The organism is Thermochromatium tepidum ATCC 43061 (assembly GCF_009664085.1).
GTDB lineage: Bacteria > Pseudomonadota > Gammaproteobacteria > Chromatiales > Chromatiaceae > Thermochromatium > Thermochromatium tepidum.
Genome location: NZ_CP039268.1, coordinates 1001812 through 1014055, shown reverse-complemented (window position 1 = coordinate 1014055; position 12244 = coordinate 1001812). Strand labels below are relative to the sequence as shown.

Sequence of the window (12244 nt, the reverse complement as noted above, 5' to 3'; positions counted from 1 at the left end):
CGAATGGCCTGGCAGACTCCAAGCGCAAGCGCTGCGAACTCATGACTTACAATAGCGTTCGACCAGGGCCTGGTGATACGTGAGCTTGCTTTGGTTGTAATCCCTCTGGTCGCGGTTACGATAGCTGCTTCTCACCTTCCGGCGCCATTTGGCGACCTCGCCCCGATGGCGGGCACATTTGACTGGGTCAAAGTCGGTGTTGTGATCCGGCTTGGCAGCGGCCTTGAGCGCCCTGGCCTGCGCCTCGGCCTCGCGTCGCGCCTGGAGATGCGCCCATTCGCGGGCCTCACGCTCGGCGCGCAGATGCTCGGCCTGGGCCACGACCGAATAGTCCACCTTGGATGGGGTGCGCTCGCTTCCGTCCGGTCCGCGGATGTCGACCGGGATGCGCTCAGGCTCGGTCTGAGCGACACAGGCTGTCTGCTGATAGCTGAGGCTCCCGTCGGGCTGGCGGCATTTGTAGATCTGGGCCGAGACTGGAACGGTGGTCAGCATCAGCCAGAGGCCAAGGAGCCGTGCCGGATAGGCAGGTTGGGTAGAGATCGCTGTCATGATAGGCCTCCTTTATGTGTCCAAGTCGTGACCGTCCAATCAAGCCGCTTCGGTAAGACGGCCTCTGAAGACGTCGAGACAGACCCTCGATCAAAAACGAAAACTACTCCATCGTGCGTGATCGATATGGCGCGGTCAGTCGCCGCGTCGCTTGGCGACCGCCTCGGCCAGCTCGTGCAGCATGGGTTCGGTGTCGTCCCAGCCGACGCAGGCATCTGTGATGCTCTGGCCATAGACGAGTTCGTCACGTGGCGCGGGGTTCTGATTACCGGCGACCAGATGGCTCTCGATCATCACCCCCATGATGCGCCGGTCGCCGCGCGCGATCTGGCCAGAGACGTCCTGACAGATCAGGATCTGTTTTTCGGGACGCTTGCCGCTGTTGGCGTGGCTGAAGTCGATCATGATCTTGGGGATGAGCCCCGAGGCCGAGATCTGCTCGGCGGCGATGTTGACGCTCTCGGTGTCATAGTTCGGGCGCTGACCGCCGCGCAGGATGATGTGTGTATCCACGTTGCCTGTGGTGCTGAAGATGGCCGACCTCCCTTCCTTGGTGACGGACATAAAGACATGGGGGCGCGCAGCGGCATGGATGGCGTCGATGGCGACCTTCACGTCCCCATTGGTCGCGTTCTTGAAGCCAACCGGACAGGACAACCCCGAGGCCAGCTCGCGGTGACCCTGGCTCTCGGTGGTGCGGGCGCCGATTGCCCCCCAGCTCACCTGATCGGCGATGTATTGCGGGCTGATGAGATCCAGGAACTCGGTCCCGGTCGGTACCCCCATCTCGTTGAGATCCAGCAGCAGCTTGCGCGCGATCCCCAGCCCCTTGTTGATCTCGAAACTGCCGTCGAGATTGGGATCATTGATCAGACCCTTCCAGCCGACCGTGGTCCGGGGTTTCTCGAAATAGACGCGCATGACGATCAGCAACTGCTCGGAGAGCGCCTCGCGCAGCGGCTTGAGACGCCCGGCGTATTCGAGCGCGGCCTCCGGGTCATGGACCGAGCAGGGTCCGACCACTACCAGCAACCGGTCATCGCGTCCGTGCAGGATGCGCTGGATATCGTGCCGGGTAGTGTAGATGGTCTCAGCCGCGGTCTCGGAGAGCGGATATTCCTCGTGTAGCTCGCGCGGGGAACGCACATGGGTGATGTCGCGGATACGGAGGTCGTCGGTACGGCGCATGATGGATGTTCGAGAGAAATGGCAAGACGAGCCAGTATAAACCGGCCCAGTCCTCCATGCGCACCTGCGGCACCGAGCAGTCCGGCTGTTGCCGGTCGAGGGATCAAGAGGCGAGTGTTGCTTGCACACCTACGATCCTCGTCGTAGCCTCTCGGAGGCACACCCGGCTGGTGGGGAATAAGCGCCGAAACTCATCCAATCAAAGGCTAGGCCGTTTCCAACCGCCTACACGAAAAAAGGCTTACCGAAACGATCCGCGTAAGCCTTTGTTCTATCTGGTGCGCCCTGCGCGACTCGAACGCGCGACCACCTGATTAAAAGTCAGATGCTCTACCGACTGAGCTAAGGGCGCATAGGGCAAGGCATCATAGTAAAGTCACCCGGCGCGTTGCAAGACAAATTGCAGGACCGCCTTACTGCCGAAATAGGCCAGGATCAGGATCGCGAACCCGCCCAGGGCCCAGACAATGGCGGTGCGCCCGCGCCAACCGTTGCGGAAGCGCCCGACCAGGAGCCCGCCGAATACCAGCCAGGCCAGCACCGAGAGCACGGTCTTGTGCACCAGATGTTGCGCAAACATATTCTCCAGGAAGGCAAAGCCGCTCAACAACGCCAGCGTTAGCAACACGAAACCGGCCGTGATCATCTCAAACAGCAGGCTCTCCATGGTCTCGAGCGGCGGCAGGGTGCGCACGAAGCCGGTTGGATGCCGGTTGCGGAGATGATGATCCTGCACCGCCAGCAATATCGCCTGCACCGCCGCCAGTGTGAGCAGACTGTAGGCCAGCATCGACAGCAACACATGGATCTTGAGCGCGGTACTCGCCGATTCGCGCATGAACCCGACATCGACCATGTGCGCCTCCAAAAGCAGACTCATGGCCGCTGCTGGCAGCAGGATCAGTCCAAGGTTGTCGACCGGCTTGGTCAGGCTGGAGACCAACAACAATGCGATAACGGTCCAGGAGGTCAAGGCCAGGGCATGATAGAACCCGAGGTTAAGACCGCCATGACTGAAGATCCCATCCCACAGCAGCCAGCTATGGAGCAACAGACCAACAAAGCCGACCGAGATCGCCAGGTTACGAGGGAGAATCCGCCCCTCCGGATGGAACAGACGGATACCGATGAAGGTGGTCGCAGTCAGGTAAAGGATCGTGGTGAGATAGGCGAGGAAGATGTGGATCATGGATGAAGTCTTGAAACGAGTGACGGTCGCAAACCGTATCGGGCAATGAAGGCTCTACATTATACTCACAGCGCCTTGCCGTAAACCGATGGCAACATTCGCCATCTGTCTTCCAACTTCATCCAGGCCAGGGTGTCTCGCGCGAGATGCCCTGATCGAGGTTTGATCATGTTCCAGAAACTCCAGGATCGCTTCGAGACGGTCCTGACCCATCTGCGCGGTCAGGGGCGTCTGACCGAGGACAACATCAAGGATACCCTGCGCGAGGTGCGCCTGGCCCTCCTGGAGGCCGATGTCGCGCTGCCTGTGGTGCGTCAATTCATCGAGGACATCCGCGCGCAGGCGCTCGGCGCGGCCGTCACCAAGAGCCTGACGCCCGGGCAGGTGCTGATCAAGATCGTCAACGATGAGCTGGTCAAGCTGATGGGCGTGGCCAACGAGCGCCTGGATCTGGCCACCCAGCCGCCGGCGGTCATCCTCATGGCCGGTCTGCAAGGTTCGGGTAAGACCACTAGTGTCGCCAAGCTTGCGCGCTGGCTGCAGGAGAAGCAGAAGAAGTCCGTGATGGTGACGAGCTGCGACGTCTATCGTCCCGCGGCCATCGAACAGTTGCGCACTGTCGCCGGCGAGGTTGGTGCCGAGTTCTGCCCCAGCCGGAGCGATGAGGATCCGGTCCAGATCGCCCAGCGCGCGCTCGACACCGCCCGCAAGCGGTTCAAGGACGTCCTGATCGTCGACACCGCCGGTCGGCTTCATATCGACGCCGAGATGATGGATGAGCTCAAACGCATCCACGCGGCCATCAAGCCGATCGAGACCCTGTTCGTAGTCGATGCCATGACGGGTCAGGACGCCGCCAATACCGCCAAGGCATTCGACCAGGCCCTACCCCTGACCGGCGTCATCCTGACCAAGACCGATGGCGACGCGCGCGGCGGTGCGGCGCTCTCGATCCGCCAGATCACCGGCAAGCCGATCAAGTTCCTCGGCACCGGCGAGCGCACCACCGCACTCGAACCCTTCCATCCCGACCGCGTGGCCTCGCGGATCCTCGGCATGGGCGACGTGGTCTCGCTGGTCGAGGAGGTCCAGGCCAGGGTCGATCGTGAACAGGCCGAAAAGCTGGTCAAGAAGCTCAAGAAGGGCAAGGACTTCGATCTGGCCGACTTCAAGGAACAGCTAGAACAGATGAACAAGATGGGGGGCATGCTGAGCCTGATGGAGAAGCTCCCCGGCATGAACCAGATCCCGGACCACATCAAGCACAAGGCCAGCGACAAGGAAATGAGCAAGCTGATAGCCATCATCAACTCGATGACACCCCAAGAACGCCGCTTTCCGGCCATCATCAAGGGCTCGCGCAAGCGCCGCATCGCCGCTGGTTCCGGCACCCAGGTACAGGATGTCAATCAACTCCTCAAGCAGTTCATGCAGATGCAGAAGCTGATGAAGAAGATGAAGGGCGGCGGCATGGCCAAGATGATGCGCTCGCTGCAAGGACGACTGCCGCCTGGGATCCTGCCACCGGGCGGTGGCTTTCCTCCGGGTGGGATGCCGCCAGGTGGTTTTCCGTTGTGATGGAGGAGTTCAAGATGTCTGCGGCGCGTATGCGCGCTATCCGCCCGGTCTTGGCGCTGAGTCTTGGCCTGTTGACGGCCCAACCCTCAGCCAGCCCCTGGGGCGAGGTCCGATCCCCATCGTCCGGTATGACGCAGGTCATCGGCAGTGCGGCCAACGGCTGTATCGGCGGGGCCTATGCCCTGCCCGAGACCGGACCCGGCTATGTCAGCATCCGCCGCGATCGCAACCGCTACTATGGCCATCCAGATCTGATCCGTTTCATCACGGATCTGGGACGCGCCCAACGACAGCGTGGCGCCCGGTTGGTCATGATCGGCGACCTCAGCCAGCCGCGCGGCGGGCCCATGCCCTCTTCGCACCGCAGTCATCAGAATGGGCTCGACGTGGATATCTGGTTCACCCTGGCCGACTCGCCCGCGGCGGCCCGGCAACTGATGGACGATCGCCCCGATCCGCCGAGCATGGTCGCACCCGATGGACGCACGGTCAGCGAACATTGGGGTCCGAGTCAGTTCGCCCTGATCGAGTCGGCGGCACGGCATCCGCGCGTCGATCGCCTCTTCGTCAACGCGGCCATCAAACAGGAGCTCTGCCGCCGCGCGCGCGGCGATCGGACCTGGTTGCGCAAGGTGCGCCCCTGGTGGGGCCATGATGCCCACTTCCATGTGCGTCTGGCCTGTCCTGCCGACAGCCCGAGCTGCGAGGACCAGTCGCCCATCCCGCCTGGCGATGGCTGCGGCGAGGATCTGGCCTGGTGGCTGAGCGACGCGGTGTTGAGCGGTCAGTCCAAAAACAAGGGCCCGGCCAAGCGAGCAGCCGAGTCCGAGATGCCCTTCGCCTGCCAGACCGTGCTGACGGATCCCTGACGAGCGCGCCGTTCGGTATGGCGATCGAGGCCTTCGACTTATGATAGGGTTCTGATTGAGATCGACCGTCTGTCGTCCCCTGTTAAGCGCGCCGGAGCTGTCCTGATGTCGAGTCCGCCCAGTTCCAACCCCGAAGACCTGCTGCCCTCGATCCTGATCGTCGACGACATGCCGGCCAATATCCGCGTCCTGGCCGATACCCTCAAATCGGACTATCGCGTGCGGGTCGCCACCAGCGGTACCAAAGCGTTAGAGATCGCTGCCAGCGAGCCGCCGCCGGATCTGATCTTGCTCGACGTCATGATGCCCGAGATGGATGGCTACGAGGTCTGCCGGCGTCTTAAGGGTGATCCGCGCACCAGTCACATCCCGGTCATCTTCGTCACCGCCAAGGATGAGGCCGAGGAGGAGGCGCTCGGACTGGGCCTGGGGGCGGTCGATTATATCACCAAGCCTTTCCATCTGCCGATCGTGCGCGCGCGCGTGCGTACCCATGTCAACCTCAAACGCAAGACCGACCTGCTCGAAAGCCTCGCCTTGCTCGACGGCCTGACCCATATCCCCAACCGGCGCTATTTCGATGTAGCGCTGCAACGGGAATGGGCGCGTGCCGCTCGCGAGGGGACACCACTGGCCGTGGTCATGGTCGATGTCGATCATTTCAAATCCTATAACGATCACTATGGACACGGTCAGGGTGACGAGTGTCTGCGGCGCGTCGCCAACGCACTGCGCGCACGTTTGCAGCGTCCGGCCGATGTGGCGGCGCGCTATGGCGGGGAGGAGTTCGTGCTGCTGCTGCCCGATACCGACACGGAAGGCGCGCTCGTCCTGGCCGAATCCTGCCGTGCCGCCGTCAATGACCTGCGCATCCCGCATGCCTATTCGGACGGCGCCGACCATGTGACGATCAGCCTCGGCGTGGCCGCCACCCATCCGCCAGACGAGAGCGCGAACCTGCTGCTGGCGCGTGCCGACGAGGCGCTGTATCGGGCCAAGTCCGAGGGACGCAATCGTGTCCGTGCCTGATCGTTCTTGACCCTGGAGTCATACCAACGCATGGAGTTTCTACTCGCTGTCTCGCACCGCATCGATCGGCTCAATCGCCACATCGGTCGGCTCGTCCAGTGGTTGGTGCTGTTCAGCGTGCTGCTCAGCGCCCTGACCGCCACCCTGCGCTACACCCTCGACTGGGGCTCGAACGCCATGATCGAGGGTCAGTGGTTCATGTTCGGGCTGATCTTTCTGCTCTACGCGCCCCTGACGCTCCAAGAGCGCGGGCATGTGCGGGTCGATATCCTCTACAACCGACTGCCGGTGCGCGCTCAGGTACTGGTCGAGATCCTGGGCGGACTGCTGTTCCTGCTGCCGGTCTGTCTGCTGATCGCGATCGACGCCTGGGGGTATTTCCTCATCGCCTTCCATCAAAACGAGTCCTCGGTCAATCCGGGCGGGCTCCCCTGGTGGCCGATGAAGCTGGCCATCCCGGTCGGCTTCGGGCTCCTGGCCCTACAAGGGGTCTCTGAGGTCATCAAGGGGCTCGCCGCCCTGATCGGCCACCGCCCACTCTCCAAACCGACGACCGGAGGACATTGAGATGACAGCCTGGCTCGCCGCCAACCTGGCGCCGGTGATGTTCGGCGCCCTGGTGCTGTTTCTGCTGACCGGTTATCCGGTCGCCTTCTCGCTTGCCGCGGTGGGCATGCTGTTTGGATGGATCGGGATCGAGCTCGGGATGCTCACCCCGGCGCTGCTGCAGGCGCTGCCGGACCGGGTGTTCGGGATCATGCGCAACGAGATCCTGCTCGCGGTGCCCTTCTTCACCTTTATGGGTCTGATCCTGGAACGCAGTGGACTGGCCGAGGACCTGCTCGATACCATCGGCCAGATCTTCGGCGGGTCGCGCGGCGGGCTGGCCTATGCGGTGGTCTTCGTCGGGGCACTCTTGGCGGCGACCACAGGCGTCATCGCCGCGACCGTGATCGCGATGGGCCTGATCTCGCTGCCGATCATGTTGCGCTACGGCTATCACCCGCAGCTGGCGACCGGCGTCATCGCCGCCAGCGGGACCCTGGCCCAGATCATCCCCCCCTCGCTGGTCCTGATCGTGATGGCCGACGTGCTCGGGCGCTCGGTGGGCGACATGTACAAGGGCGCGCTCCTGCCCAGCCTGATCCTAACCGGACTCTATGCCCTCTATGTCTTCGCCAACACCCAGCTCTGGCCGGAACGCGCACCGGCCCTGCCGTCCGAGGCGCGCACCCTGCATGGCCGTGCCCTGGCCAGGCGCGTGGTGCTGGCGCTCATCCCGCCGCTGGCACTCATCTTCTTGGTGCTCGGGACCATCTTCATCGGCTGGGCGACCCCGACCGAGGGCGGGGCCATGGGCGCGGTCGGTGCCCTGATCCTGGCCGCTGTCAAGGGACGGCTCGGGCGCGCCATGCTCATCGAATCCATGGCCGCGACCGCCCGGATCACGAGCTTCGTCATCTTCATCCTGATTGGGGCGAGCGTCTTCAGTCTCAGCTTCCGCGGCGTCGACGGGGATCTTTGGGTCGAGCATCTGCTGACCTCGCTGCCAGGCGGCGTGCTCGGTTTTCTGATCTTCGTCAATCTGTTGGTGTTTCTGCTGGCGTTCTTTCTCGATTTCTTCGAGATCTCCTTCATCGTCTTGCCGCTGCTTGCGCCCGTGGCCACGAAGCTCGGGATCGATCTGGTGTGGTTTGGGGTGCTGATCGGGGTCAATATGCAGACCAGCTTCATGCATCCGCCGTTTGGCTTTGCGCTCTTCTATCTGCGCTCGGTTGCACCGCCGAGCGTGCGCACGAGCGATCTCTATTGGGGTGCCGTGCCCTTCCTGGCGATTCAGCTCTTCATGGTGGGCCTGATCATCGCCGTCCCCGGCTTGGTGAGCTGGAGTCTGGACGGCGCCCCGACCGCGGGCGACCCAGCCGAGGTCGTCCTGCCCGCGAGCGGCGGCTCCAGCCTGCTCGACAGCGGGGAGTTCGAGGGGCTGTTCGGTCCGCCGCCGAGCGATTCGAGTCCTTGAGCCTCGAAATCCGGTCCGGGCGCGCGGGCCAGACCCAATCGATCAAGCCCACACGCTCGCCCACGATCACGGCAATTGAGATAGAGGGATACCCTAAAGATGTTCGAGGCAACGAAGGTTGGTCGTTCGGTCAGCAAGCAGGACTACAAGGAGCAGCAGGAGGAACTGCGCACCCAGCTCTTGGAGGCCCAGCGTGAGCTCAGACACACACCCATCCCGGTGATCGTGCTGGTCTCGGGCGTAGAGGCCGCCGGCAAGGGCGAGGTGGTCAATCGACTCAACGAATGGCTCGATACGCGCGGGGTTCAGACCTTCGCCTTCTGGAACGAATCCGACGAGGAACGCGAGCGCCCCAGGTACTGGCGTTTTTGGCGCGCCATGCCGCCACGCGGTGAGATCGCGATCCTGTTCGGCGGCTGGTATCAGACCCCGATCGAGTATCGCTTTCACGGTCAGTGCAGCGACGCCGAACTCGACGCCGAGCTCAACCGCATCGTCGATTTCGAGCAGATGCTGATCCAGGACGGCGCGCTGATCGTCAAGTTCTGGTTCCATCTGTCCGAGTCCGACCAGAAGGCACGGCTGAAGGAGCTCTCGCGCGACGATCGCAGCCGCTGGAAGATGCTGCCGGAGAAGAGCAGGTTTTCCGAACACTATGCCGCCTTCGAAGAGGTCGCCGAGCGCGTCATCCGACATACCGACCGTGGCTGTTCGCCCTGGTATCTTGTCGAGGCGAGCGATCGGCGCTATCGCGACCTCACCGTCGGCAAGACCCTGCTGCATGCCATCCGTTCGCGTCTCGCCGAGCATGGAGCACACGAGGCCAGCGGAATCCCGAACGATCCAGACCTGCCCGAGAGCGACAGCGCCCAGATCACCCTACTCGATCAGCTCGATCTCACACGCGCCTTGCCGCGCGAGGACTACAAGACCGAACTCAAGCGCCTCCAGACCGAACTCAACGAGCTGGCGTGGAGGGCCTATAACAAGCAGCGCTCGACCGTGCTGGTGTTCGAGGGTGTGGATGCCGGCGGCAAGGGCGGCGCCATCCGGCGCATCACCCAGGCGGTCGATGCCCGGCTCTATCGCTCCATCCCGGTCGCCGCACCTACAGACGAAGAGAAGGCCCATCACTATCTGTGGCGCTTCTGGCGCCACATCCCGCGCGCCGGACGCATGACCATCTATGACCGCTCCTGGTATGGGCGGGTGCTGGTCGAGCGTGTCGAGGGCTTCGCCAGCCCATCCGAATGGCGCCGGGCCTATTCAGAGATCAACCAATTCGAGGAACAACTGGTCGATAGCGGCATCATCCTGGTCAAGTTCTGGCTCCAGATCAGCCAGGACGAGCAGCTTAGACGCTTCAGGGAGCGCGAGTCCGTGCCCTATAAACGTTACAAGATCACCGCTGAGGACTGGCGCAATCGCGAAAAGTGGCCGCTCTACAAGAAGGCCGTCAACGAGATGATCGCGCGCACCAGCACGCGCCATGCCAGCTGGACCCTGGTCGAGGGCAACGACAAACCCTTTGCGCGCATCAAGGTATTGCGCACCGTCTGCGACGCACTCAACGAGGCACTCGAGGGGGCACCGGTACCGGCGGCCGGCTATCTGCCCTGTGGCGACAAGCGCATCGAGCAAGCCGTTGCTAAGCCAGTAAAGACAGGCGGCGACTGAGGTCTGCGCCGGTCTTCGGGCCGAAGACGTTCGGTGCTAGTCTTGGCGATCAACGACGAACAGCCGCTATCGGATCCAAGCCCCATCATGCATCCCCAGTCACTCATCCTGCGCAAAGACCAGGAACGCCGTCTGCTTGCCGGACATTGCTGGATCTACAGCAACGAGATCGATACCAAGCTCACCCCCTTAAAGGGGCTCCAGCCCGGTCAGCCGGTCGAGATCCTGAGTGCGAGCGAGCGCTGGATCGGTCACGGCTATGCCAATCCACACTCCTTGATCTGTGCCCGGGTCGTCAGCCGTGAGCGTGCGCATCCGCTGAGCCCGGCCTTGTGGCTGGCACGGCTGCACGAGGCACTGGATCTGCGCGAGCGGCTTTACACATCGCCCTTTTACCGATTGGTCTTCGGCGAGAGCGATGGACTGCCAGGACTGATCGTCGACCGCTATGGCGACCGTTTGGCGGTCCAGATCACCACAGCCGGCATGGAGCGCGCCTGTGCCGAGATCTTGGCGGCACTGGAACAGGTGCTGCGCCCGCGGGCGATCGTACTGCGTAACGATACGGCGGTGCGTGAGCTGGAGGGGCTCGAACAGGCGGTCACCTGGGCCCTGGGTCAGCCGGAAGACGATTGGATCCTGACCGAGCACGGCCTCGAGTTCGCCATCGACCCCATCCGGGGCCAGAAGACCGGCTGGTTCTTCGATCAGGCCGAAAACCGCGCGCGTCTGGCCCGCTATGGTGTCGGCGAGCGGGTCTTGGATGTCTTCAGCTATGTTGGCGCCTGGGGTCTGCGTGCCGCGGCCCTCGGGGCCTCGGAGGTGACCTGTGTCGATGCCTCGGTCGATGCCCTGGAGCGTCTCCGGACCAATGCCGAACGCAATGGTCTGGGCGCGCGGGTGCGCACCCTACAAGGCGATGCCTTCGAGGTACTGCGCGAGCTGCGCGATCAGGGGCAGAGGTTCGACACCGTGCTGCTCGATCCACCGGCATTCATCAAACGCCGCAAGGACGAACAGGACGGCACAGCGGCCTATCGACGCCTCAATCGGCTCGGTCTTGAGCTATTGGAGCCGGGCGGGCTGCTCGTGACCTCGTCTTGTTCCTTCCACCTGGGGCGTGATGCATTTCAGCGTGTGGTACAGCAGGCTGGACACAGCGCCAGACGGCGACTCCAGGTGCTGGAGATCGGTCAGCAGGGGCCGGATCACCCGCTCCATCCCGCCATCCAGGAGATGGCCTATCTCAAGACGCTCTTCGTGCGCGCCCTTCACTCGCCTTGAACGCGCCTATCGGCACAGATCATGCCTATTCATTGCCTGGTCGGATGGATTTTGCCGGGGTGCTTGCATACACTTCCCCGCCCCGATCTCCGCCTGGAAGGCCGTTTATCATACGTCGATGTTCTTCGTTAAGACATGTTGTAAGAGATGCGAGACCATGTACGTCGATAGCTGGCTCAACTCTATCAATATCCATCGCGAATCTGCGCGCATAACCGTCCGGGGCGAGTCCCGTCCGGCGGCGGCCCAGCGCCACCCGCTGGCCGTCTCGGGTCTCGGCCTGGCCCTGAGCCTGGTTGGAGTCATGCTGCTGAACGGTTGCAGTACCACAGCCCCCTCGGCGTCCACGCGGCCAGTCACAGGGCCAGTCGACAAGGTAGTGGTCAAAAAGTCACAGCGCCAGCTCGAGCTACTCAGTGGTGGCCAGGTAGTGCGTCAATATCGCGTCGCGCTCGGTGGCTCGCCGGTCGGGCACAAGTATCGCGAGGGCGACCAGCGCACACCCGAGGGGACCTATACCCTCAACTGGCGGAACCCAAACAGCAATTTCTACAAGGCCATCCATATCTCCTACCCCAGTGAGAAGGATCGCGCCCTCAGCCGCCAGCTCGGCTACAGCAATCCAGGCGGCATGATCATGCTCCATGGTCTGCCCAACTACATCCAGTCCGAGAGCATGCGCCGAGAGTATGCCAACCGCGACTGGACCCAGGGCTGTATCGCGGTCCAAAACCAGGATATGGACGAAATCTGGAGTCTGGTGAAGGACGGAACGCCGATCCAGATCATGCCCTGATGACAGGGTGCGCCTGTCGCGGATTACGGATGGGCGATCGGAACCAGCCGTGCGGATGGCAC

Annotated in this window: 11 protein-coding genes and 1 tRNA gene; 8 read left to right on the top strand and 4 right to left on the bottom strand. The window is 62.9% G+C overall.

Annotated elements, in window-relative coordinates; translation table 11 throughout:
* Positions 1-39: 39 nt before the first annotated feature.
* From E6P07_RS04720 to E6P07_RS04705, 4 genes are all read right to left on the bottom strand, one after another.
* On the bottom strand, positions 40-552 hold the full coding sequence (locus E6P07_RS04720) for a DUF4124 domain-containing protein (protein ID WP_153974552.1): 513 nt from the start codon (positions 550-552) through the stop codon (positions 40-42).
* Between the two features lie 135 nt (positions 553-687).
* Positions 688-1740 (bottom strand): 3-deoxy-7-phosphoheptulonate synthase, encoded by a 1053-nt coding sequence (locus tag E6P07_RS04715; RefSeq protein ID WP_281346824.1) that lies wholly within the window; start codon positions 1738-1740, stop codon positions 688-690.
* Positions 1741-2016: 276 nt separating this feature from the next.
* Positions 2017-2092 (bottom strand) — tRNA-Lys (locus tag E6P07_RS04710).
* Between the two features lie 24 nt (positions 2093-2116).
* Positions 2117-2929 carry a cytochrome C assembly family protein gene (locus E6P07_RS04705; protein WP_153974551.1) on the bottom strand — a complete coding sequence of 271 codons (813 nt, stop codon included), beginning with the start codon at positions 2927-2929 and terminating at the stop codon, positions 2117-2119.
* Between the two features lie 168 nt (positions 2930-3097).
* On the opposite strand from E6P07_RS04705, the gene ffh reads away from it, so the two are divergent.
* From ffh to E6P07_RS04665, 8 genes are all read left to right on the top strand, one after another.
* The gene (gene ffh, locus E6P07_RS04700; RefSeq protein ID WP_153974550.1) at positions 3098-4507 is read left to right on the top strand and encodes a signal recognition particle protein; all 1410 of its coding nucleotides are present in this window, start codon (positions 3098-3100) and stop codon (positions 4505-4507) included.
* Between the two features lie 14 nt (positions 4508-4521).
* A complete protein-coding gene (gene mepA, locus E6P07_RS04695; protein ID WP_153974549.1) occupies positions 4522-5376 on the top strand; it encodes a penicillin-insensitive murein endopeptidase in 855 nt (284 codons plus the stop codon).
* Positions 5377-5481: 105 nt separating this feature from the next.
* Positions 5482-6405, top strand: a complete 924-nt coding sequence (locus E6P07_RS04690; RefSeq protein WP_153974548.1) for a diguanylate cyclase — start codon at positions 5482-5484, stop codon at positions 6403-6405.
* A gap of 30 nt (positions 6406-6435) precedes the next feature.
* Entirely contained in the window at positions 6436-6972 is a 537-nt protein-coding gene (locus tag E6P07_RS04685) for a TRAP transporter small permease subunit (RefSeq protein WP_153974547.1), read from the top strand.
* Between the two features lies 1 nt (position 6973).
* Entirely contained in the window at positions 6974-8425 is a 1452-nt protein-coding gene (locus E6P07_RS04680; RefSeq protein WP_153974546.1) for a TRAP transporter large permease, read from the top strand.
* A 99-nt stretch (positions 8426-8524) separates the two neighbouring features.
* Entirely contained in the window at positions 8525-10102 is a 1578-nt protein-coding gene (gene pap, locus E6P07_RS04675; RefSeq protein ID WP_153974545.1) for a polyphosphate:AMP phosphotransferase, read from the top strand.
* An 87-nt stretch (positions 10103-10189) separates the two neighbouring features.
* Complete coding sequence (locus E6P07_RS04670; protein ID WP_153976137.1) at positions 10190-11386, top strand: class I SAM-dependent rRNA methyltransferase; 1197 nt, start codon at positions 10190-10192, stop codon at positions 11384-11386.
* 157 nt (positions 11387-11543) lie between these two features.
* Complete coding sequence (locus E6P07_RS04665; protein WP_246172926.1) at positions 11544-12182, top strand: L,D-transpeptidase family protein; 639 nt, start codon at positions 11544-11546, stop codon at positions 12180-12182.
* The last annotated feature ends 62 nt before the right edge of the window (positions 12183-12244 follow it).